This is a genomic window from Streptomyces sp. NPDC044571 (assembly GCF_040647115.1).
GTDB lineage: Bacteria > Actinomycetota > Actinomycetes > Streptomycetales > Streptomycetaceae > Streptomyces.
On the sequence record NZ_JBEZBN010000027.1, the window covers coordinates 1 to 21,182 of the forward strand.

At 72.3% G+C, this 21,182-nt stretch carries 22 protein-coding genes; 12 read left to right on the plus strand and 10 right to left on the minus strand.

What is annotated here, in order from left to right:
• Nucleotides 1-1,035: 1,035 nt before the first annotated feature.
• A complete protein-coding gene (locus tag AB0B01_RS16495; RefSeq protein WP_361718656.1) occupies nt 1,036-1,482 on the minus strand; it encodes an SRPBCC domain-containing protein in 447 nt (148 codons plus the stop codon).
• A 43-nt stretch (nt 1,483-1,525) separates the two neighbouring features.
• The gene (locus AB0B01_RS16500) at nt 1,526-1,972 is read right to left on the minus strand and encodes a VOC family protein (RefSeq protein ID WP_361718659.1); all 447 of its coding nucleotides are present in this window, start codon (nt 1,970-1,972) and stop codon (nt 1,526-1,528) included.
• A gap of 79 nt (nt 1,973-2,051) precedes the next feature.
• Here AB0B01_RS16500 and AB0B01_RS16505 point away from each other — a divergent pair, with 79 nt between their 5' ends.
• The gene (locus tag AB0B01_RS16505) at nt 2,052-2,495 is read left to right on the plus strand and encodes a MarR family transcriptional regulator (protein WP_361718662.1); all 444 of its coding nucleotides are present in this window, start codon (nt 2,052-2,054) and stop codon (nt 2,493-2,495) included.
• Between the two features lie 6 nt (nt 2,496-2,501).
• Here AB0B01_RS16505 and AB0B01_RS16510 read toward each other — a convergent pair whose 3' ends face one another.
• Nucleotides 2,502-2,903 (minus strand): hypothetical protein, encoded by a 402-nt coding sequence (locus AB0B01_RS16510; protein ID WP_361718665.1) that lies wholly within the window; start codon nt 2,901-2,903, stop codon nt 2,502-2,504.
• Between the two features lie 258 nt (nt 2,904-3,161).
• Between AB0B01_RS16510 and AB0B01_RS16515 the strand changes: the two genes are divergently transcribed.
• Nucleotides 3,162-4,832 (plus strand): lytic transglycosylase domain-containing protein, encoded by a 1,671-nt coding sequence (locus tag AB0B01_RS16515; protein ID WP_361718668.1) that lies wholly within the window; start codon nt 3,162-3,164, stop codon nt 4,830-4,832.
• Nucleotides 4,833-5,060: 228 nt separating this feature from the next.
• Here AB0B01_RS16515 and AB0B01_RS16520 read toward each other — a convergent pair whose 3' ends face one another.
• Nucleotides 5,061-5,264 (minus strand): cold-shock protein, encoded by a 204-nt coding sequence (locus AB0B01_RS16520; protein WP_030012116.1) that lies wholly within the window; start codon nt 5,262-5,264, stop codon nt 5,061-5,063.
• 237 nt (nt 5,265-5,501) lie between these two features.
• Here AB0B01_RS16520 and AB0B01_RS16525 point away from each other — a divergent pair, with 237 nt between their 5' ends.
• The 7 genes from AB0B01_RS16525 (at nt 5,502) to AB0B01_RS16555 (ending at nt 12,996) form a co-directional block, all read left to right on the plus strand.
• On the plus strand, nt 5,502-6,371 hold the full coding sequence (locus AB0B01_RS16525; RefSeq protein ID WP_361718671.1) for a menaquinone biosynthesis protein: 870 nt from the start codon (nt 5,502-5,504) through the stop codon (nt 6,369-6,371).
• Nucleotides 6,372-6,636: 265 nt separating this feature from the next.
• Nucleotides 6,637-7,485: an MBL fold metallo-hydrolase gene (locus AB0B01_RS16530; protein ID WP_361718674.1), complete on the plus strand. Its 849-nt coding sequence runs from the start codon at nt 6,637-6,639 to the stop codon at nt 7,483-7,485.
• Between the two features lie 96 nt (nt 7,486-7,581).
• Nucleotides 7,582-9,300, plus strand: a complete 1,719-nt coding sequence (locus tag AB0B01_RS16535; RefSeq protein WP_361718677.1) for a protein kinase — start codon at nt 7,582-7,584, stop codon at nt 9,298-9,300.
• Nucleotides 9,301-9,385: 85 nt separating this feature from the next.
• Nucleotides 9,386-10,585 carry a cyclic dehypoxanthinyl futalosine synthase gene (mqnC, locus tag AB0B01_RS16540; RefSeq protein WP_361718680.1) on the plus strand — a complete coding sequence of 400 codons (1,200 nt, stop codon included), beginning with the start codon at nt 9,386-9,388 and terminating at the stop codon, nt 10,583-10,585.
• A gap of 7 nt (nt 10,586-10,592) precedes the next feature.
• Nucleotides 10,593-11,243, plus strand: coding sequence for a hypothetical protein (locus AB0B01_RS16545; RefSeq protein ID WP_361718683.1), 651 nt, complete (start codon nt 10,593-10,595; stop codon nt 11,241-11,243).
• A gap of 139 nt (nt 11,244-11,382) precedes the next feature.
• A complete protein-coding gene (locus tag AB0B01_RS16550) occupies nt 11,383-12,072 on the plus strand; it encodes a demethylmenaquinone methyltransferase (protein ID WP_361718686.1) in 690 nt (229 codons plus the stop codon).
• A gap of 12 nt (nt 12,073-12,084) precedes the next feature.
• Nucleotides 12,085-12,996 (plus strand): glutaminase, encoded by a 912-nt coding sequence (locus AB0B01_RS16555; protein ID WP_361718689.1) that lies wholly within the window; start codon nt 12,085-12,087, stop codon nt 12,994-12,996.
• 28 nt (nt 12,997-13,024) lie between these two features.
• On the opposite strand, the gene AB0B01_RS16560 is transcribed toward AB0B01_RS16555, so the two are convergent.
• Nucleotides 13,025-13,543 carry a GNAT family N-acetyltransferase gene (locus AB0B01_RS16560; protein WP_361718692.1) on the minus strand — a complete coding sequence of 173 codons (519 nt, stop codon included), beginning with the start codon at nt 13,541-13,543 and terminating at the stop codon, nt 13,025-13,027.
• 99 nt (nt 13,544-13,642) lie between these two features.
• Between AB0B01_RS16560 and AB0B01_RS16565 the strand changes: the two genes are divergently transcribed.
• On the plus strand, nt 13,643-14,926 hold the full coding sequence (locus AB0B01_RS16565) for a geranylgeranyl reductase family protein (RefSeq protein ID WP_356850809.1): 1,284 nt from the start codon (nt 13,643-13,645) through the stop codon (nt 14,924-14,926).
• Between the two features lie 46 nt (nt 14,927-14,972).
• Here AB0B01_RS16565 and AB0B01_RS16570 read toward each other — a convergent pair whose 3' ends face one another.
• From AB0B01_RS16570 to AB0B01_RS16590, 5 genes are read right to left on the minus strand one after another with little or no spacing between them, the layout of a single operon-like run.
• The gene (locus tag AB0B01_RS16570; RefSeq protein ID WP_361718695.1) at nt 14,973-15,320 is read right to left on the minus strand and encodes a hypothetical protein; all 348 of its coding nucleotides are present in this window, start codon (nt 15,318-15,320) and stop codon (nt 14,973-14,975) included.
• 47 nt (nt 15,321-15,367) lie between these two features.
• The gene (locus AB0B01_RS16575; RefSeq protein WP_361718698.1) at nt 15,368-16,588 is read right to left on the minus strand and encodes an ABC transporter permease; all 1,221 of its coding nucleotides are present in this window, start codon (nt 16,586-16,588) and stop codon (nt 15,368-15,370) included.
• The gene (locus AB0B01_RS16580; protein WP_361718701.1) at nt 16,585-17,427 is read right to left on the minus strand and encodes an ABC transporter ATP-binding protein; all 843 of its coding nucleotides are present in this window, start codon (nt 17,425-17,427) and stop codon (nt 16,585-16,587) included. The genes AB0B01_RS16575 and AB0B01_RS16580 overlap by 4 nt, the downstream gene beginning before the upstream one ends.
• The gene (locus AB0B01_RS16585) at nt 17,424-19,016 is read right to left on the minus strand and encodes a peptidoglycan-binding protein (RefSeq protein WP_361718704.1); all 1,593 of its coding nucleotides are present in this window, start codon (nt 19,014-19,016) and stop codon (nt 17,424-17,426) included. The genes AB0B01_RS16580 and AB0B01_RS16585 overlap by 4 nt, the downstream gene beginning before the upstream one ends.
• On the minus strand, nt 19,013-19,465 hold the full coding sequence (locus tag AB0B01_RS16590) for a hypothetical protein (RefSeq protein WP_361718707.1): 453 nt from the start codon (nt 19,463-19,465) through the stop codon (nt 19,013-19,015). The genes AB0B01_RS16585 and AB0B01_RS16590 overlap by 4 nt, the downstream gene beginning before the upstream one ends.
• Nucleotides 19,466-19,686: 221 nt before the next feature.
• On the opposite strand from AB0B01_RS16590, the gene AB0B01_RS16595 reads away from it, so the two are divergent.
• The gene (locus AB0B01_RS16595) at nt 19,687-20,133 is read left to right on the plus strand and encodes a hypothetical protein (RefSeq protein ID WP_361718710.1); all 447 of its coding nucleotides are present in this window, start codon (nt 19,687-19,689) and stop codon (nt 20,131-20,133) included.
• A 12-nt stretch (nt 20,134-20,145) separates the two neighbouring features.
• The gene (locus tag AB0B01_RS16600; protein WP_361718712.1) at nt 20,146-21,135 is read left to right on the plus strand and encodes a hypothetical protein; all 990 of its coding nucleotides are present in this window, start codon (nt 20,146-20,148) and stop codon (nt 21,133-21,135) included.
• The last annotated feature ends 47 nt before the right edge of the window (nt 21,136-21,182 follow it).

Consider the following 21,182-nt stretch of genomic DNA (forward strand, 5'->3'; position numbering starts at 1 on the left):
CAGGCATGACGCAGTCATGCGTCTGCGGCTGGTTTGCCCCATTTTGGCGGCCGGTTGGTCAGTAGATGGGCTCTTGACTGAGCGTGATGACGAAAAGCCTGGCATCCGGCTCCTTCTGGGCCCTTTCGGCCTTCCAGATGCCCACGAAGAGGCCGCCAAGGTCTCCAGTGGGCCGCCATGGGGCCTGAACGGTGCTTGGATCGGTCCAGATTGCGGTCAGTTGGCTTTTCTGGTGTCAGCAGACGGCACACGAGTCATCCCAGGGCCTCGGTAGTGCTGAAGAGTTGGTCGTCTCGTCCCATCAACCCCGGACGGGCCGCGGACGCCGAGCCGAGATCGGCTGTGTGGCGATCTGTCGCGCCTCTCCCGGCTGCAGACGGCCGTCGGGCGCCAACGGAGACAGGCCCTGTGGGATCTGTGGCGGCTTATGAGCAAGCCCAGACGGTCGTCGGCCGCCAAACCAAGATCGGCTGTGTAGCGATCTGTGGCGGCTTATTCCCAGCCCCAGACGGGCCGGGGACGCTATGCCGAGACCGGCTGTGTAGCGATTTGGGGCGATGGTGGCCCCTGCGGGTCCCGATGCCCATCTGGTTGGCGTCGGCTGCGGCTTGACCCGGCCTGGGCTCGGAAAAGGGGATCGATCGGCCCCGGATGGGGAACTGGCGGCGGGAACCGGCCCGTGCATCGCTGACGGGCCCGCTCCTGGACTGTCACCCCCCGGCCATTCCCCGGGGGCTTCCCGGCAGTCTGTTGTCTTTCCGGGGCGGGCCGGGCAGTCAAGGGTGGCCGAAGGCCATCGCGAAGCGACGCGACGACGAGGAACGAGGAGGAGCGCCCTTGACGGGCCGGACCGGCACGGAAGGACAGTGGACTGACGGGACGCCCCCGGACTCCCTCCGACCCCGGTGCGGGCATCCCGACCACCGAAGCCCCCGCCCCGCCTTCCGGCACCGCATGCGCGGATCCCCGCCCTGCCCCGCCCCGCCTTCCGGCCCCGCCCGCGGGCATCCCGCCCGCGGTGGCGCCCGCGCGGTGTCAGGTCAGGACGTCGTCCTGGTGGGCCAGGATCTGGTGCCAGGCGGCTTCGTGCCGGTCGCGGGCGGCTTCGTCGTAGAAGCCGGCATGGGTGAGGTGGAGGCGGGTGCCGATCGGGTGCGGGCCGAACTCGACGGTGACCACCGTCTCCGCCCCCGCCGTTCCGTCCCGGCCCGTGACCCAGGTGAGCTCCACCAGCCGGCCTGGCTCCAGGCGCAGGAAGCGCCCGTAATGGGGGTGCCGGGCCCCGGGGGACTCCGTCTCGAAGAAGAACGGCGCGTTGACCTCCGGCCTCATGAGGACCGAGTCCGGTGCGGCGAACCAGCGGCCGAACCTCGCGGTCCACGCCGCGTACAGGGTGTGCGCGTTCGCGATCATCGTGCGTTCGACGGTCAACCGGTGCGGGCGGTCCGACAGGTCGGGGATGCGGATCGGATCGGCGGTCATGGCGGCTCCCGGCTCGGTGCGTGACGCCAGCGTGGCCGTCACCCTAGTGGCCGGGAAGCTCCTCGGGGCGCCGGGACACCCGCTCCCGCGCGTCCTCGTAGGACTGCAGCTCCCACAGGTTGCCCTCGGGGTCGCGGACCTGCGCGGTGCGCAGCGTCGGCCCCCACTCCGGGCGGTCGGCCGGCGGGGCCGCGGGGGTGGCGCCGTGGGCCAGGCAGGCGGCGTAGGCCGCGTCCACGTCGGGGACGCGACTGACCAGCATCGTGCGGTCGTCGGGGGCGGCCGCGGGACGGGGCGTCGCCGGGGCGGGGGTCGCCACCCGGTCGAGCAGGGCCAGGACGCCCTGGTCGCCCACGTCCCAGGAGGCGTACGGGCCTTCGGCGCTGCCGCGGGTGCGGGTGGCGCCGAGGAGGGCGGGGAGCAGGGCGTCGTAGAAGCGGAAGGTCGCGTCGAAGCGGGCGGTCAGGAGGCGGGGGTGCAGGGCGTCCATGCCGGTTCTCCTTCGAAGGATGGCGATGGCCTCATTAGTAGGGTGGCACCTACTATTGGTTCCACCCTACGATAGGTCCATGACCTTCCCCGCGACGCCCCGACTGGCCGCGCTCACGCCCTACTTGCTCTCGAAGGTGGGCAAGGCGGCCCGCACCCTGGTCGCCGAACGGCTCGCGGCCCGCGGGCTGCGGCTGTGGGACATGGCGGTGCTCGCCGCCCTGGCCGACCACGGCCCGCAGGTGCAGCGCGAGCTCGCCGAGCGGCTCGACGTGCACCCGAGTGACATGGCGAAGGTGGTCGACGGGCTGGCCCGGACCGGCCGCGTCGAGCGCGCGCGCGACCCGGCGGACCGCCGCCGGGTGCTGGTGCGCATCGCCGAGCCGGGGCGCCGCCTCCTGGAGGAGCTGACCGGGGAGGCAGCGGCCGTACGCGACGAGCTGCTGGGTCCCCTGGACGAGGCCGAACGGGCCACCCTGCACGAGCTCCTGCTCCGCGTGCACCTGCACGGCGCAGGCCGCTGACCCGGCTCAGCGGGCGGACATGGCCCTGATCTGGGCCGTGTCGTCCTCGTGACGGCGCAGGGCGACGGTGAGGGCACCGGAGGCGTACTGGTAGACCCCGCCGGCTGCCAGCGGCACGGAGACCAGCAGCAGGCCGAGCAGTTCGGCCCAGTCCCGCGCACCGGCGCAACGGTCGCCCTCGGCGTCGGCGTAGGAGCGGGTACCGAAGTCCCCGTCGTCGTAGAACACCCGGGAGGCGCAGTCGTGGCTGCGTCCGTTGTGGTCGAGGGTGAACGGGACGAACAACTGGTAGGCGAGCCAGAGCCATATGCCGCTCGCCGCGAGAAGAAGACCGAACCCGATGGTCCGCCTGCGCTCCGCACGCGCGCGGAAGGCCGCCTCGTGCACCTCGGTCGCCTCTGCTGTCATGTACGCCGACGCTAGCAGCGCGGACCGGCGGTCATGAACGGTCAAACCGGCGGGCTTTGGGGTCTTTCCGGCACGGCTGTGAGATCTTTGTGTGGGGTCTTTGTGCGTCCTGTCGCCGGACCCGGTGAAGTCGAGACGAATGGTGTGCCACAACTGCCGGGGTGGCGGCGAGTCGCGCCCGAATACCTGATAGACAGTGAATATTCACGGCTCGACCCGCCGTATACGTTGCCGGCCGCCTTGGGGGATCGCCGCACTGTGAAGCCGCTTCACCGTCACCTCGTCAACACCTCGCGCAAGGTCCTGTGCACGGCCGCGCTCGCGGCCAGCCTGACGACCGCCGCCGTGGTGACCAACACGTCCACCGCCGACGCGGGTGAGTCCGAGCCGACGCCGGACAGCCCGCAGGCCGCCGACCGCGGCGACGCGCGGCTCGACCTGCCCGACGCGGTCGCCGACCCGGCCGCGCCGCCCGCCGCCGGAGCGGGAGAGGGGGCCAGCGGCATACCCGGGACCGCCCTCGACGCGTACCAGCGCGCCCAGACCGCGGTGGCCGCCGCGCTGCCCGGCTGCCACCTTCCCTGGGAGCTGGTCGCGGGCATAGGCCGGGTCGAGTCCGTCCACGCCTCGGGCTACGGGCTGAAGGCCGACGGCTCCACCGAGAAGCCGATCCGGGGCCCGCGTCTGGACGGCAACGGCTTCGCCAAGATCATGGACACCGACAAGGGCGAGTGGGACGCGGACTCCGTCTACGACCGGGCCGTCGGCCCGATGCAGTTCATCCCCTCCACCTGGGCCACCTGGGGAGCCGACGGCAACGGCGACGGCAAGCGCGACCCGAACAACATCTACGACGCGGCGCTGGGCACGGGGCTCTACCTGTGCGCGGGCGACCGCGACCTCTCGGATCCGGCCAAGCTCGACAAGGCGATCCTCAGCTACAACGACTCCCGCGAGTACGTGAACACCGTGCTCGGGTACATGCGCCAGTACCAGAACGGCGCCGTCCAGGTGCCGAACCCGCCCGTCGGCAGCTACCCGACCCCGTCGACTCCGGTGCTGCCCACCCCGAGGCCGAACCCGTCGGCGCAGACGAAGCCCGTCACGTCGAAGCCGACCCCGACCCCGACTCCCACCCCGACGCCCACGCCGTCGAAGCCGGCCGAGCCGCAGAAGCCGACCCCGCCGGCCCCGCACCTGGACAAGTTGGAGCTGCTGGGGAGCGCCGAACTCAAGGCCGAGGCCGGGGCCGCGGTCACCGTGCCGCGCGTCAAGGCGGTGCTCAGCGACGGCAAGCCGGCCGCCAAGCTGAGCCTGCTGTTCGAGATCAAGGACGACACCACGGGTGGCACCGGCTTCGGTGCCGAGGCCAAGGACCACCTGGTGGTGGAGACCGACAGCGAGGGCATCGCGGCGGCGGCCGAGCTCAAGGCCGGCGCCAAGGCGGGCACCTTCACCCTGCGGATCGCGGGCTACGACACCACGGCCAAGGCCACGGCGAACCTCACCGGCACGGTCACGGCGAAGCCGCTCCCGGTCGCGGACAAGCTGACCCGGACCGGCCCGGATGCGGCGAAGCCGCTGGAGGTCGTCGCCGGCACCAGCCTGACGGGCGTCCAGCTGACGGCCACCGCTCAGGGCAAGCCGGTGGAGGGGACGCAGGCCACCGCCGCTCTCGTCGAGCCGGACGCGGCGGGCAGCGGCTGGGTGCCGGTGGATCCGGCGAAGGCGAAGGGTCCGTACTTCAAGGGCAAGGACGGCGAGAAACTGTTCACCCTGGACCTGACCCCGACGGGCGCCGACGGCACGATCGCACTGCCGGAGCTGTTCACCGCGGACGTGGCGCCGGGCACGTACCACCTGCGCCTGATCACCAAGGAGAAGGTCGTCCTGATCCTGGACCTCAAGATCACCGCGCCGCCGGCATAGCCGGCCGACGGGAAGGCAACGGCCCCCGTTCCGCGTCCGGCAGGGACACGGAACGTGGGCCGTCCCCGTGAGCCGTCCCCGTGGTGCGCCGCTCGATGCCACGCGGCACAAGAGGTGCACCCGGCGCAAAGGCGCAAAAGGCAGGAGCCCCGCAACCTCCGCTTGCACGGAGGAGGCAGGGCTCCTTGGGTACTGCTATCCAACCCGCGATGAGGTTGGCCCAGGCGACTAGGCCGGGGTGACGTTCTCCGCCTGCGGGCCCTTCGGACCCTGCGTGACGTCGAAGTTCACCGTCTGGTTCTCCTCAAGGGAGCGGAAGCCAGAGGCGTTGATCGCGGAGTAGTGGACGAAGACATCCGGGCCGCCGCCGTCCTGGGCGATGAAGCCGAAGCCCTTTTCAGCGTTGAACCACTTCACGGTTCCGGTAGCCATGAGCCCTCCTATGGGCCAAAGGGTCGCCCTGCTCCAGAACCTGCTAAGAAGTCTGAAAACTACAAAAGCCTGCGGGTCACATTCTCCGCAGGCCTCGTACTGCAAGGGAAACCAAACTGCAACTTGCGTCGAGCCTAGCATGCAGAGTGCGGCCGAGACCAGAGGGAAAGATCACGTCACTCGGACGTTTGAGGGCCGCCTGAAGGCTGACGGAGGCCCGGCGGCTAGTCTCGCGATGTGGATGTCTATCGCAGTCGCCCCCGCGTGGGCCACATTCAGTTCCTGAACTGCCTTCCCCTCTACTGGGGGCTGGCCAGAACCGGCACGCTGCTGGACCTGGAGCTGACCAAGGACACCCCCGAGAAGCTGAGCGAACGCCTTGTCGACGGGCAGTTGGACATCGCCCCCATCACCCTCGTGGAGTTCCTCCGCAACGCCGACCAGCTCGTTGCCTTCCCCGATCTCGCGGTCGGCTGCGACGGCCCGGTCATGTCCTGCGTGATCGTCTCCCAGGTGCCGCTGACCCGGTTGGACGGCGCGCGGGTCGCGCTCGGCTCCACCTCGCGCACCTCCGTGCGCCTCGCCCAGCTGCTGCTTTCGGAGCAGTACGGGGTCCGGCCCGACTACTACACCTGCCCGCCCGACCTGGGCGTGATGATGCAGGAGGCGGACGCGGCCGTGCTGATCGGCGACGCCGCGCTGCGCGCCTCGCTCCACGACGCACCCCGGCTCGGCCTCGACGTGCACGACTTGGGGCTGATGTGGAAGGAGTGGACCGGACTGCCGTTCGTCTTCGCCGTCTGGGCCGCCCGCAAGGACTACCTCGCCCGCGAGCCCGTCGTTGTGCGCAAGGTCCACGAGGCCTTCCTCGCCTCCCGGGACCTGTCCCTGGAGGAGGTCGCCAAGGTCGCCGAGCAGGCGGCCCGCTGGGAGGCCTTCGACGCCGACCTGCTGCAGCGGTACTTCACGACGCTCGACTTCCGCTTCGGACCCGATCAGCTGGCCGGCGTACGGGAATTCGCGCGCCGTACGGGAGCGACGACGGGCTATCCCGCGGATGTCACCGTGGAGCTCCTGAAGGCCGCCGCGGAGCATCCGCTGCGCTGATATGCCGTTTCCCGGGAATTCGCGATCTTTTCGCATTTCCGTCGCCTCGGGAGAATCCCCCGGGGACGGCCTTCGCGCCGGCGGTGCTCGGCGTGCGACGTGCTCCGGTGCCCTCCTCTCCTCTCCTCCCCTCTCCTCATCCTCCGGGTCTCCTCTGCTCCGGGCGGCGCGGGCGGCGGGGCGGGGCCACCATGGAAGGCGAGGGGACGCCTGTCGTCGCCGGCCGCGAGCGTCATACGCCAAGGGGGCCGTTCGGAGTTCCGCCATGACCAATCGCAAGGTCGGCCGAGACATCACCGTCCTGGGTGACAGCCTCGAAGTGCCCGGGATCGGTTTCCTCCCGGTCAACGCGTTCGTCCTGCACGCCCGGGAGCCCGTCGTCGTGGACACGGGCCTCGGACTGCCCGACCGCGACTTCCTGGAGGCGCTGGGCTCCGCGCTCGACCCCGCCGACGTGCGGTGGATCTGGCTGACGCACCCCGACCGGGACCACACCGGGGGGCTGTTCGCCCTGCTGGAGGCCGCCCCTCAGGCACGGCTCGTGACCACGTTCATCGCCGCCGGGATCATGTCCTGCGAGCGGCCGCTGCCGATGGACCGGGTCTTCCTGCTCAACCCCGGGCAGTCCCTGGACGTCGGGGACCGCTCGCTCGCCGCGTTCCGGCCGCCGCTCTTCGACAACCCCGCGACCGTCGGGTTCTACGACGACCGCTCGCGGGCCTGCTTCAGCTCCGACTGCTTCGGCGGGCCCATGCCGAGCGCGGACCTCGCCGGCGGCGGTGAGGCGGCGTCGGTCGGCGCCGAAGACCTGCGGGCCGCGCAGCTCCTGTGGACCTCCGTGGACAGCCCGTGGGTGCACCTCGTGGACCGTGACCGCTACCTCGCCACCGTGGCGCCGCTGCGCGCGATGGACCCGGAGATCGTGGTCTCCACGCACCTCCCGCCGGCCGTCGGGATCGCCGACCGGATGATCGAGACGGTGAGCCTGGCGGCGGGCATCGACCCCTTCGTCGGCCCCGACCAGCAGGCCCTGGAGCAGATGCTGGCCGGCTTCGAACCCGGCGGACCGGCCGCCCCCGCGCCCGAAGGGGCGGTGCCCGTCACCCCGACGTGAGCAGAGCACCCCGACGTGAGCAGGAGTCCGCCCCGGCGCCACCACACCCCCTAAGGTGCTGCTTGGCGTTCGCACAACCACGGGGGAGGCAACGCGATGCAGCCGCTCGAAGCGGACGAGCCGCGGACCATCGGCGCGTACCGGCTGCTCGGCCGGCTCGGCGCGGGCGGCATGGGACGGGTCTACCTGGGCCGCAGCGCGGGCGGGCGGACCGTCGCCGTCAAGATCGTGCACCCGCATTTCGCCACCGACGAGGAGTTCCGGGCCCGGTTCCGTCGGGAGGTGGAGGCCGCGCGGCGGGTCGGCGGCGAGTGGACCGCGCCCGTACTGGACGCCGACCCGGAGGCGGCGGTGCCGTGGGTGGCCACCGGGTACGTCGCCGGGCCGTCCCTGGCCCGGGCCGTGGCGGCGCACGGGCCGCTGCCCCAGGGCTCGGTACGGGCCGTCGGCGAGGGGCTGGCCCGCGCGCTGGTGGCGGTGCACGGGCTGGGCCTGGTCCACCGGGACGTGAAGCCGTCGAACGTGATGCTCACCCTGGACGGGCCCCGGCTGATCGACTTCGGGATCGCCCGGGCCACCGACGGGACCGCCTCGCTGACCTCCACCGGGGTGTCCGTGGGCTCGCCCGGGTACATGGCGCCCGAGCAGATCCTCGGCAAGGGCGTCACCGGCGCGGCCGACGTGTTCTCGCTGGGCGCGGTCCTGGCCTTCGCGGCGACCGGGCAGCCGCCCTTCACCGGAGACAACTCGGCCACCCTGCTCTACAAGGTGGTGCACGAGCCGCCGGACCTCGCCGAGGTCCCGGCGGGCGAGCTGCGCGAGCTGATCGCGGCATGCCTGGCCAAGGCGCCCGCCGACCGGCCCGCCCCGCAGGACCTCGCGGTGGCGCTGGACGGCGCCCTGGCCGCCCCCGGCCGGCTCCCCGCCCCGCTGGTGGAGGAGGCCAGCCGCGCCGCGGTGGCCCTGCTCGACCTGGAGGCCGCCCCCGCCGAGGCCGTGGAGGCCGCCCCCGTCCAGGTCGTGGAGGCCGCGTCCGGCCCGGTCCCGTTCCCGGTCTCCGGGGGCTTCGGGGCGCCCGACCCCTCGTACGGGCCCTCCTACGGCAGCGCGGGCACGGGCGCCCCGTACGCGCAGTACGGGCCCTACGGGCCGCCCACCGAGACCGCGGGGGCGGCGGTGCCGCAGCCGCGGACCGCCCCCGACCCGGGCCGCCAGGTCACGGTCAGGGCCGCCGGGCGCCGCTTCAGCTGCACGCTGGTCCTGGCCGCGGCGGCCGTGCTGGCCGTGCTGTCCGGCGGGATCTACGGGCTGGACCTGCTGCCCGGCATGGGCGGCGGCAGGGACCAGCACGCCTCGGGCGGCGCCGCCGAGTCCCCCTCGGGTTCCGGCTCGGCCGCGGCCACTGCACCGACCGGCGGCGGCGCCACCGGCTCGGCCCCGCCCCGGGGCACCCGCACCGATGTCCCGAAGGAGCTGACCGGCACCTGGAAGGGCACCGTGACCACCGCCCGGGCGGGGGTGCCCAGCGAGTTCCAGATCACCATCAAGGGCGGCAAGGTCGGCGAGGTCGTCGCCCGGGACAAGTCGATCCTGCCCCTCCTGGGCACCGACTGCAGCGGTGACTGGAAGCTCGCCTCCGCCACCGACCGCTCCCTCGTCCTGGACACCTCGGGCGGCCCCAACCCGGCGCCCGGCATCTGCTCCAACGGCTCCGCCGACGAGCGGTTCACCCTCAACGCGAACGGGACACTCCACTACAAGTCGGGTGACGTGCCCGCCGGAAACCCGGAGGGCGACCTGACCCGCGTCCCCTGAGAGCCCCTTGGAATCCGGTGAGCGGGGCTGGCGTAGGCTGGATCGGTCCGGACCTCTTGACACACCGCCGAAAGGTGACGCACCGGTGACCGACCAGGCCGCTCTCCAGTCTGTCCTCGACCGCGCCGCCGCAGGGGGCCGCATCACCAAGGAAGAGGCGCTCGACCTCTACCGCCACGCCCCGCTGCACGCGCTCGGCCAGGCCGCCGACGCGGTGCGCCGCCGCCGCTACGCCGGCACCGAGCACATCGCGACGTACATCATCGAGCGCAACATCAACTACACCAACGTGTGTGTCACGGCGTGCAAGTTCTGCGCCTTCTACGCGGCCCCCAAGGACACGAAGAAGGGCTGGTCCCGCGACCTCGACGACATCCTGCGCCGCTGCGCGGAGACCGTGGAGCTCGGCGGCACGCAGATCATGTTCCAGGGCGGCCACCACCCGGACTACGGCGTGGAGTACTACGAGGAGCACTTCTCCGCCATCAAGAAGGCGTTCCCGCAGCTGGTCATCCACTCCCTCGGCGCGTCCGAGGTCGACCACATGGCGCGGATCTCGGGCGTGAGCGCCGAGGAGGCCATCCGCCGCATCCACGCGGCCGGTCTCGACTCCTTCGCCGGCGCGGGCGCCGAACTGCTGCCGGAGCGGCCGCGCAAGGCGATCGCGCCGCTCAAGGAGTCCGGCGAGCGCTGGCTGGAGATCATGGAGATCGCCCACAAGCTGGGCGTGGAGTCCACCTCCACCATGCTGATGGGCACCGGCGAGACCAACGCCGAGCGGATCGAGCACATCGCGATGATCCGTGACACGCAGGACCGTACGGGCGGCTTCCGCGCCTTCATCCCGTACACGTACCAGCCCGAGAACAACCACCTCAAGGGCCGTACCCAGGCGACGGTCTTCGAGTACCTGCGGATGATCGCCATCGCGCGGCTGTTCCTCGACAACGTCGCCCACATCCAGGGCTCCTGGCTGACCGTCGGCAAGGAGGCCGGCCAGCTGTCCCTGCACTACGGCGCGGACGACCTCGGATCGATCATGCTGGAGGAGAACGTGGTCTCCTCCGCCGGTGCCAAGCACCGCTCGAACCGCCAGGAGATCATCGACCTGATCCGCAAGGCGGGCCGGGTCCCGGCGCAGCGCGCGACGACGTACGAGCACCTCCTGGTGCACGACGACCCGGCGAACGACCCGGTCGACGACCGCGTGGTCTCCCACATCTCCTCCACGGCCATCGAGGGCGGCACCGCGCACCCCGAGCTGAAGCTCATCTCCTCCAACTGACGTCCCCGTGCTGACGCTCCACACCGCCGACCTCCTCGTCCCCGGGCCGGGCCGCGTGCCGCAGACCGGCGGGGCGGTCCTCGTCGAGGGCGACCGGATCACCCTGGTGGGCCCGTACGAGGAGCTCGGCGCGGCCTGGCCGTACGCGCGGGTCCGCCGCTGGCCCGGGGTGCTGACCCCGGGGCTGCTGGTGCACGGGGCGGACGCGCTGCTGGAGCGGACGTACTACCCCGACGACCCGTACGAGGTCACCGAGCTGGGCAGCGAACCCCTCAGCGGAGCCGAGGCGCTGGCCGACCTGAAGATGACCGAGGCCCGCTGGGGCCACAGCGCCCGGCGGGCCACGCAGAAGCTGCTGGCGCGCGGGGTGGTGGCGGTGACCGGGCGGCTCACCGTCCCGGCGGTGCGGACGGCGGTGGTCCGCTCGGGCCTGGCCGTACTGCCGCCCGCGGCCGGACACCGCGGCGACGCCGCGTCGCTGGACCCGTTCGCCGGACGGGACGCGGCCGAGCAGGCCTTCCACGGGATCCTGGAGCCGGGCGCCCCGGCCCGCTTCGCGGTGTTCGCGGTGGCGGACCCGGCGGAGCTGCTCGCCCAGGGCGCGACGACGTGCGTGGCCACGGTCATCGGGGGCCGGCTGCTGCACCGCCGGCGCTGAACCGGCCGCGCGCCGCGGGGCGAGCCCCCGGCGCCACCGTCCTGCGCGCCGGGTGTGCCCCCGGCGCCCGGGGGCGGGGGCGCCTGCGAGAATGGCCCGGTATCAGCCCACCCGTACCGCACCTGAGGGGCCCACGCCAGTGACCCGCGCTTCCCTGGACAAGCAGCCGCACGAAGTCGCCTCCATGTTCGACGGTGTGGCGGCGAAGTACGACCTCACCAACGACGTCCTGTCCCTGGGCCAGGCCCGCCTGTGGCGCAAGGAGGTCGCCAAGGCGGTCGGCGCCCGCCCCGGCCACACGGTGCTGGACCTGGCCGCCGGGACCGCCACCTCCTCGCTGCCGTTCGCCGCGACCGGCGCGTACGTGGTCCCCTGCGACTTCTCCCTCGGCATGCTGCGGGAGGGCAAGAAGCGCCACGCGTGGCTGCCGCTGACCGCCGGTGACGCGACGAAGCTGCCGTTCCGGGACGAGGTCTTCGACACGGTGACGATCTCCTTCGGCCTGCGCAACGTGCAGGACACCGACGCCGCGCTGCGCGAGCTGTACCGGGTGACCAAGCCGGGCGGCCAAGTGGTCATCTGCGAGTTCTCGCAGCCCACCTGGGCACCGTTCCGGACCGTCTACATGGAGTACCTGATGCGTGCGCTGCCGCCGGTGGCCCGCGCCGTGTCCTCCAACCCGGACGCGTACGTGTACCTCGCCGAGTCGATCCGCGAGTGGCCGGACCAGCCCGGGCTGGCCGCGCTGCTGCAGAAGGCCGGCTGGTCCAAGGTGGCCTGGCGCAATCTGAGCGGCGGCATCGTGGCGCTGCACCGCGGCACCAAGTAAGCGCGGCGGCGGGTGGACTACCAAGGGCTGCTGGAGCAGATCGCGGCGGACGTCGCCCCGCTGGTGGGCAGCGGCGCGCCCGCCGCGTATATTCCGGCGCTCGCGTCCGTGGACCCCGCGCAGTTCGGGATGGCCGTGGCCGACCTCGACGGCAACGTCCACGGGGTGGGGGACTGGCAGGTCCCCTTCTCCGTCCAGTCCATCACGAAGGTGTTCGCGCTGGCCCTGGCGCTGGCGGAGGGTGGCGACAGCCTGTGGGAGCGGGTGGGCCGGGAGCCCTCGGGCAATCCGTTCAACTCGCTCGTGCAGCTGGAGTACGAGAACGGCATCCCGCGCAATCCGTTCATCAACGCGGGCGCCCTCGTCGTCACCGACCGGCTGCAGACCCTGACGGGTGACGCGAGCAGTGAACTGCTGGAGTTCCTGAGGCTGGAGAGCGGCAACCCGGACATGGGCTTCGACGCGGAGGTCGCGGCGTCCGAGCACGAGCACGGTGACCGGAACGCGGCCCTCGCCCACTTCATGGCCTCGTACGGGAACATCGACAATCCGGTGCCGACCCTGCTGGACCATTACTTCTGGCAGTGCTCCATCGAGATGAGCTGCGCCGACCTGGCCCGTGCGGGGCGCTTCCTGGCCCGGCACGGGCTGCGTGCGGACGGCTCGCGGCTGCTGACGCGCAGCGAGGCCAAGCAGGTCAACGCGGTGATGCTGACCTGCGGGACGTACGACGCGGCAGGCGAGTTCGCCTACCGCGTCGGCCTGCCCGGCAAGAGCGGGGTGGGCGGCGGGATCGTCGCGGTCGTTCCGGGCCGCTGCACGCTGGCCGCGTGGAGCCCGGGCCTCGACGTCCACGGCAACTCGGTCGCGGCCGTGGCGGCCCTGGACCGCTTCACTACCCTGACGGGCCTCTCGGTCTTCTGAGCCCCCGCTGCCCGGGGGAGCCGGAGGGTCAGGTGAGGCGGAGCTCGTAGCGGCGGCCCGGGTTCCCGCCCGGACTGGTGAACTCCTCGGCCAGGGTCATGCCCAGCCGCTCTGCCACCGCCACCGACCGCCCGTTGCGGGCGTCGATCATCGCGCAGACCCGGTCCACGCCGAGCTCCCGCAGACGGGCGAGCGTCGCCAGCGCCGCGGCGTACGCGTACCCCTTCCCCCACGCGGCGCGGCCCAGCCGCCAGCCGATCTCGATCCACCCCACCGGCCCCCACTTCTGCGCCGGCCAAGGCTGCGCCCCGGTGAAGCCGATGACCTCTCCCTCGCCGTCCAGCAGCGTCCACAGGCAGTGGCCGAGCTGTGCGTCGTGCATCCGCTGGCGCGCCGTGAACTCCTCGTACAGGGACAGCTCGGCGGGACCGCCGAGGAACTCCATGACGTCGGGGTCGTCGAAGACGGCGTGCCAGGCGTGCGCGTCCTCGTCGGTGGGCACGCGGAGCTGGACGGCGGGGAGCGGCCGGGTCGGCGAGGTGGTCACAGTGGGCAGCCCTTCGGATTCGCGATCTCTCTCGCTGCATAGACTGCACATGTCCTGTGCCGTTGGGCACCCTTTATCGAGCCTTCGGGAGACCCCGCAGTGACCGAGCCCCTCTCCGAACACTCCGCGGATGTGATCGTCGTCGGGGCCGGACCCGCCGGCTCCACCACCGCCTACTACCTCGCCAAGGCCGGACTGGACGTCCTGCTGCTGGAGAAGACGGCGTTCCCCCGCGAGAAGGTCTGCGGTGACGGGCTGACCCCGCGCGCCACCAAGCAGCTGGTGGCGATGGGCATCGACATCTCCGAAGAGGCCGGCTGGCTGCGCAACAAGGGCCTGCGGATCATCGGCGGCGGCCAGCGGCTCCAGCTGGACTGGCCGGAGCTCGCCTCGTTCCCGGACTACGGACTGGTCCGCAAGCGCGACGACTTCGACGAGACGCTGGCCCGGCAGGCACAGAAGGCGGGCGCCCGGCTGTACGAGCGCTGCAACGTCGGCGAGCCCGTCCGCGATCCGCGCACCGGCCACATCACCGGTGTGCAGGCGAAGCTGGGTGAGGAGAAGACCCCGGTCACCTTCAGTGCCCCGCTGGTCGTCGCGGCCGACGGCAACTCCTCCCGGCTGTCGCTGGCGATGGGCCTGCACCGGCGCGAGGACCGCCCGATGGGTGTCGCGGTCCGTACGTACTTCACCTCGCCGCGGCACGACGACGACTACCTGGAGTCGTGGCTGGAGCTGTGGGACCGGCGCGGCCCGCAGGACCGGCTGCTGCCCGGCTACGGCTGGATCTTCGGCATGGGCGACGGCACGTCCAACGTCGGCCTCGGCATCCTCAACTCCTCCTCCGCCTTCCGGGAGCTGGACTGGCGCGAGGTCCTCAAGGCGTGGTGCGCGTCCATGCCGGAGGACTGGGGCTACACCCCCGAGAACATGACGCAGCCGATCCGCGGGGCGGCCCTGCCGATGGCCTTCAACCGGCAGCCGCACTACACCAAGGGCCTGTTGCTGGTCGGCGACGCGGGCGGGCTCGTCAACCCGTTCAACGGCGAGGGCATCGCGTACGCCATGGAGTCGGGGCAGATCGCGGCCGACGTCATCGTCCAGGCGCACGCCCGGGCGACGCCCGCCCAGCGCGAGCTGGCGCTGCACAGCTACCCGAAGGTGCTGAAGGAGACGTACGGCGGCTACTACTCGCTGGGCCGCGCCTTCGTGAAGCTGATCGGCAACCCGAAGGTCATGAAGGTCGCCACCCAGCGGGGGTTGACGCACCCCGTGCTGATGCGCTTCACGCTGAAGATGCTGGCCAACCTGACCGACCCGGCGGGCGGCGACGCGATGGACCGCATCATCAACGGCCTCTCGAAGGTGGCCCCGAAGGCCTGACCGGCCGAGGCGGGGTCGCGCGGCACGGCCGTGCGGCCCGGGGCGCTCAGGAGACGGGGCGGTCCGGGGCGCTTCCGGGGGTGCCAACGTCTTCGGCTGCGTGGACGGAGCGGACGCAGCGGGTCAGCAGGACCAGTCCGTACAGCAGCATCGTGAGGCCGGCGGCCCAGCCGAGGCCCAGGGTGAGCGGATGTCCGGGTTTGTGCCAGGGGCGGGTGGTGTTGAGGAGCCAGCCGCCGACGGCGAGCAGGAAGAGCCCGGTGGCGGCCGGCACGGCGGTGGGGTCACCGCTGCCGTGCGCGGGGGTCGCGGTGTGCGCGGTGTCTGCGGTGTACGCGGTGCCCGCGGTGTCTTCGGGGTGTTCGAGGTGTTCGGGGCGTTCCTCACTCCGCACGGGCCACCACCTCCTCAGGTGAAATCGGGGCGGGCGCTGCGCCTCCGCTATCTTCGCAGGGCCTCGGCCGGTTCCACACGGGCAGCCCGCCAGGCAGGATGCACCCCGGCCAGCAGCCCGGTCACGAGCCCGACGAGCGGAGCCGCGGCCACCGTCAGCGGGTGGATCACCGGCGTCCAGTCCCGTACGAGGGACACCCCGACCACCGTCAGCTCGCCGAGGGACGTCCCCACCAGGCCGCCGAGCGCCCCCAGCGCGGCGGACTCGGCGAGGAACTGGGCCGACACGTGCCGCCCCCGGGCCCCCAGCGCACGGCGCAGCCCGATCTCCCCGGTCCGTTCCAGGACGGCGACGAGCGTCGTGTTGGCGATCCCGACCGCGCCGATGACCAGGCAGATCCCGGCCAGCAGCAGGAACAGGGCGCTGAGGTCTGAGGTCACCCCCGAGCGCAACAGCCGGGGGTCGGGCGGCGGCACCGACTTCAGGTACTCGGGGTGGTCGGGCCGCAGCGCGAGCGGGGCGAGCTCGGCGACCTGCCGGGCCGCGCCGAGCTCGGTGGCGATGAGCATGCTCGCACTGCCGGGCGAGGGCGGCCCCCACAGTTCTTCGGCCGTGGCCCGGGGCACGAGCACGGACAGCAGGTTCTCCGGCTTGCGTTCCACGTCGGAGACGATCCCCGCCACGGTGAAGGGCTCCTGCCCGATGTAGAGCGCGGGCCGGGTGGCCAGAGTGGTGATGCCGAGCCGGTCGGCGAGCCCGCCGCCGATGACCACGACGCGCTGTCGGCTCCGCTCGGAGAACTCGTCGTAGAAGCGGCCCTCCCGGAGCGTGGGCACGAGGGCGGCGACGGCCCCGGGCGAGGCGGCAACCACGGACGCACCGGTGATGGACTCTCCGCCGCCGGACGGCAGGGAGCCGAGGGAGGTCCGCGAGTCCAGTCGTACCGTCCACAGCACCCCGGCGTGCTCGATGCCCGCGACGGCGTGCAGCCGTTGCTCGGCGTCGGCGGGGAAGCCGGGCCCGGCGAACTCGCTCTGCTGGGCGGCGACGTCCTCGATGGTCACCTCGGTGGCGGTGAGGACGTTGAACCGGCCGTCGATCTGCGAGGAGATGGTGGCGGTGAGGCCGAGCACGGCCACGAAGCTGCCGACGCCGAGGACCGTGCCGAGCGCGGTGAGCACGGCCCTGCCGGGGCGGCGCAGCATGCCGGCGACGGCCTCGGAGACGGTGTCGCGCGGGGACAGCCGGGTGGGGCGGACGGCGCTCACCCGGAGAGCCGCCCGTCGCGGATGGTGACGGTCCGCCGGCCGCGGGCGGCGACCCCGGGGTCGTGGGTGATCAGGAGGACGGTCATGCCGGAGCCGTGCAGTTCGTCGAGCAGGGCGAGGACGGAGGCGGCGTTGGCCGAGTCGAGGTTGCCGGTCGGCTCGTCGCAGAGCAGCAGCGACGGGCGCCCGACGAGCGCGCGGGCGATGGCGACGCGCTGGCGCTCCCCACCGGAGAGCCGCCCGGGGACGGCGTCCGCCCGGTGCCCGAGCCCGACCTGCTCCAGGGCCTCGCGGGCCCGTACGAGGCGCTGCGCGCGCGGGACTTCGGTGTAGAGCATGGCGAGGGTGACGTTCTCCAGGGCGGACCGGTGGGGGAGCAGGTGGAAGGACTGGAAGACGAAGCCGATCCGGCGCCCGCGCAGGGCGGTGCGCTCCCGGTCGGCGAGCGCGGCGGTGTCGATCCCGTCGAGGAGGTAGCGGCCGGAGGTCGGGGAGTCGAGCAGTCCGGCGACGTTGAGGAAAGTGGACTTCCCCGAGCCGGAGGGCCCGACGACGGTGATGAACTCGCCGCGAGCCACGACCAGGTCGAAGGGGAGCAGCGCCTCGACGGGAGGTGGGCCGGGATAGGTGAGTCCGACGCCGCGGAACTCGATGACGGGGGCGTCGGGCTCCGCTGCCCCGCCGGCCCCCGGGCCGTGGGCGTCGGCCTCGGGCGGCCGGGCTTCGGCGGGGCGCCGGGGGCGCGCCGGATCCCGGTCCTCGGGACGGCGGGCGGGCTCCGGCTGCCCGGGCCCGGTCTGCCGGCGGCCGGTGAGGCCGCGGCGCAGGCGGACTCTCATCGGGGCGCCCCCTTGGGTGCGGCTCCGACGACCACGCGGGTACCGGCCGTGAGGGCGCCCGGCTGGAGGGGGGCCACGGCCACGTAGCCGTCTCCGCTGGTGCCGATGCGGACCTCGATACGGCGCTGTGCGCCGTCGGCGCCCTGGACGGTGACCACCGTGTGCCCGTCCGCACCGGCGGAGACCGCGGTGACCGGGACCACGAGGGCCTCACCGTCGGTGGCGGCGGACTCGATGGTCAGCCGCACGTCCTGCCCGGCGAATGCCGCCGGCAGCGGCTGGTCGGCGCGGACCACCATGCGGTAGCCGAGCTCGCCGCCGCTGCTCCCGCCGCCTGTGGCGCGCTTCGCGCCCTGGCCTTGGCCCTCGCCCTGGTCCGGCCCCTGCTGCGGCTGCCCGGCCCCGGCCGCCTGCGCAGCGGACCGCTCGGCGGCGACCGAGGCCACCTTGCCCCGGGCGTCGCTGCCGGTGAGTTCGGAGGAGATCATCACCGTCATCCCGGCGCGCAGCAGCTGTTTCTTGTCCTCTTTGAGGTAGGCCTCCACCACGAGTTCTCCCGCTGAGAGCGTCAGCACCGGCCCGGACACGGCGGCGCCGACCTGCCCGCCGACCGCGCTGACCCGGGCGGGGAAACCTCCGAGGAACACGGTCTCGGCGGCGGGCAGCATCGGCCCGTCCGCGGCCTCGGCCGCGGCCAGCGCGGTCCGCGCCTCGGCAAGGGCCTGCCGGGCGCGCGCGAGTTCGCGGCCGGAGCCGGAGCCGGAGCCGGAGCCGGAGCTTGGGCCGGAGCTTGGGCCTGGGCCTGGAGTCGCACCGGAGTCCGAACCCGGCCCGGGAGTCGCGCCGGGCCCGGGTTTCCCGGTGCTTCCAGTGGCTCCGCCCGCTCCGCCGGCGGAGCCACTGGCGTCTTCCACTGCCCACTGCGCCGACCGCACCGCGTCCCGGGCGGCCTTCAGCGCCGAGCCGCCGTCCGCGACCGCGGGCAGGGGGTCGTACCCGACGGCCTGGTACCGGGCGACGAGGGCCGCCTTCGTACCGGGGCCGAAGACCCCTTGGGCGTCTGCGCCGGTGCCGTGCCCGAGCTCGCGCAGCGCCTGCTGGAGTTGCGCGACGTCGTCGCCGGTGGTGCCCGGCTTGAGGTCCCGGTACATCGGCAGGCCGCCCTGCAGTGCGAAGACGGGCCTCCCGGACACCTCGGCGAGCAGTTGCCCGGCCTTGACCGGATCCCCGGCCTTCAGCGGCAGCTTGGTCACCACCGCAGCCCCCTGGCCCTCACCCGTCCGCACGCCCTGGGGCGACACCGCGACGCTCTGACCGGCGACCACGGTCCCGCGCATCACCACGGTCTCGGCGAGGACCCGCCGCTCGACCTCAGCGGTCAGCGCAGCCTGGGCCGGGGGGCCGGTCTCCGCCGCCACCTGGGCGGGCGACTTCACCAGTGCCGTGGCCAGCAGACCGCCGACCGCCATCAGCGCGGCGCCGCCGACGATGCCGAGGACCGCACGCCTGCCCCGGTCGAGCCCGCCGCTCTTGTCCCCCACGGTCGCAGGGGCCTGCACCGTCCCCACGGTGTGGCCGATTTCGCTCATCTCGCCGGCCGGCACTTCCGAAGGGTGTCGAGGTGTTCGGTCTTGAGCGAGGACCACTGCTCGGGCGTGCCGCCCTTGCTCTGGTCGAACTCGGCCGTCACCGGATCCGGATCCGGATACCAGGAGATGCCTTCGGCCCGCATGCACTCGGCTTGTTTCTGCGCGGCAGCGAGCACGTCGGGGTCGGCCGGCTCAGGACTGTGCGGCGCCGGATGAAGCGAAGCGCACGCGGTGTGCGCTTCCTCGTTCCAGGGCTGGTCCTTGTTCTCGTAGGGCATTCCGTTGCCCCGGTAGACGATGTCGACGCCGTGCTTTTTCAGACAGTCGTGGTAGGCGATTTCCTGCTGCGTGGGCGGCGGACTGTCGCTTGCCTTGGGCTCCTTTTCGCCTCCGCATGCCGTCAGGGAAAGGCATATGGCGAGCAGTGGAGCGAAGTGGCGTGCGTGCACGTCGGCGATTCCCTAAGGCCGTAGAGATGAGGTGGGCGCGTCCGTCGTAAAACGTGGCGGGGAGCGCGTTGCCAGATAGTAGGGAGTGGAGATCCACTGCCACAAGTTACCTATCGGCAACATCAGATGACTGTCCATCAGGTGAGAAGGGGCTTTGCCGGAGGGCGTCCGACCTGTTGACTTCCCGGCCGGAAGGAACCGTGATCACGGTTCACCACCCCATGGGTGTTTTCCATCCCGAGGACGAGGAGCACATGATGGAGAAGGTATTCCGCAACGTGGCGACGGGTTGTCTCACCGCTGTTTCGGTCGCCGCGCTTCTGCTGGGCACGGCAGGCCCGTCGGCCGCGTACGGAAAGGACGGAATTCTTGAAGTCGACGAGTTCGGGCTTTTCTACAACCAGTACCAGTCCGGTTGTGTCTTCGACCTATACGGTGAGGACCTCAACTTCAACGACAACTACTTCAAGAGCGGTTGCACGGGCGGCACCTCGCTGGTGAACGACAACACCGAGTCCTACAAGAACCGGGATGTCTACGCCTGGAAGGTGGCGACCGACGCCTACATGGACGGGAACGTCGGCGAGATTCCGTCGAACTACCAGGGCAACGCCTCCGCCACCTTCAAGAACACCATCAGCTCGTCCACCTACACCCTCCACGCCTGAGCAGGTGAAGGAGTGTTCCACGATGCGCACCGCCGGCCCCGCCGGATCCCCGTCCCGGCGGCGCTGCTGGCGGCCGTCCTCCTTGCGGGCTGTTCGGGAGCCGGCGGCGGGACGGGGAGCGGCGGTGGGGAGCCGAAGCTGGGTGCCGTCGCCGTGAACCCGGCCACGTCCTCCCTCTCCCTGCCCATGGACGCGTACATGGACACCGAGGCGGACACCATGAGGATGGGCCGGGTGCAGGAGGGCCTCGTCGCCGCGTGCATGGCCCGGTACGGGTTCACGTACGAGGGGGTGACGGCGGTCGGGCGCTCTGCGGGCGGGGCGCCGGGTGACCGGCACGCCCATCTGTTCGGCCTGGCCGATCCGGCGGTTGCGGCAGCCCACGGGTACGACAAGACCTCGGGCGAGGGGAAGCCGGCCAAGCCGCCTGCCCCGAAGCTGAGCGACAGCGCGTACACGGTCCTGCACGGTGAACCGCCGGGCGGCGGCGGGCCGGGCGCACAGCCGCCCCCCGACGCGCTCAACGAGGAGGACGCCGCCCGCGTGGACAGCGGCATCGAGGTCGGCGGGCAGAAGGTGCCCGCGGGGGGCTGTGGGCGGGAGGGCTACCGCAAGCTGTACGCGCCGACCAAGGACAGCGTGGACCTCCTCTTCGCCTTCGGCCTGGCCGGCGAGGCGCACGACCGCTCCAAGGGCGACTCCCGGGTCGTCGAGGTCCTGCGCAAGTGGTCCGCCTGCATGGACAAGTCCGGCTATACCGGGCTCAAAACCCCGTACGAGGTCGTCGAGAAGCTGGGCCTGCAGAGCGACTTGGGCGGCGCCAAGGCCGTTTCGGCGGCCAAGGCCGACGTGGCGTGCAAGTACGAGGTGAACCTCGTGGGGGTCTGGTACGCCGTCGAGAAGGCCTACCAGCAGCGGCTCATCGAGGAGCACGCCGAGACGCTCGCGCTCTACAAGAAGCAGCGCGACGCCCGCTTCAAGCTGGCGGCGTCGCTCGGCTGAAGCCGAACCGGGGCATGGCCAAGGGCCGGTACTCCACCCCCGAGCGG

What these genes read in the sequence shown, in the direction of transcription:
- AB0B01_RS16510 (WP_361718665.1), bottom strand. Translation starts at nt 2,903, where the DNA reads ATGACAGCAGAGGCGACCGAGGTGCACGAGGCGGCCTTCCGCGCGCGT.
- AB0B01_RS16535 (WP_361718677.1), top strand. Translation starts at nt 7,582, where the DNA reads ATGCAGCCGCTCGAAGCGGACGAGCCGCGGACCATCGGCGCGTACCGG.
- AB0B01_RS16585 (WP_361718704.1), bottom strand. Translation starts at nt 19,016, where the DNA reads ATGAGCGAAATCGGCCACACCGTGGGGACGGTGCAGGCCCCTGCGACC.
- AB0B01_RS16530 (WP_361718674.1), top strand. Translation starts at nt 6,637, where the DNA reads ATGACCAATCGCAAGGTCGGCCGAGACATCACCGTCCTGGGTGACAGC.
- AB0B01_RS16580 (WP_361718701.1), bottom strand. Translation starts at nt 17,427, where the DNA reads ATGAGAGTCCGCCTGCGCCGCGGCCTCACCGGCCGCCGGCAGACCGGG.
- AB0B01_RS16595 (WP_361718710.1), top strand. Translation starts at nt 19,687, where the DNA reads ATGGGTGTTTTCCATCCCGAGGACGAGGAGCACATGATGGAGAAGGTA.
- AB0B01_RS16505 (WP_361718662.1), top strand. Translation starts at nt 2,052, where the DNA reads ATGACCTTCCCCGCGACGCCCCGACTGGCCGCGCTCACGCCCTACTTG.
- AB0B01_RS16495 (WP_361718656.1), bottom strand. Translation starts at nt 1,482, where the DNA reads ATGACCGCCGATCCGATCCGCATCCCCGACCTGTCGGACCGCCCGCAC.
- AB0B01_RS16500 (WP_361718659.1), bottom strand. Translation starts at nt 1,972, where the DNA reads ATGGACGCCCTGCACCCCCGCCTCCTGACCGCCCGCTTCGACGCGACC.
- AB0B01_RS16520 (WP_030012116.1), bottom strand. Translation starts at nt 5,264, where the DNA reads ATGGCTACCGGAACCGTGAAGTGGTTCAACGCTGAAAAGGGCTTCGGC.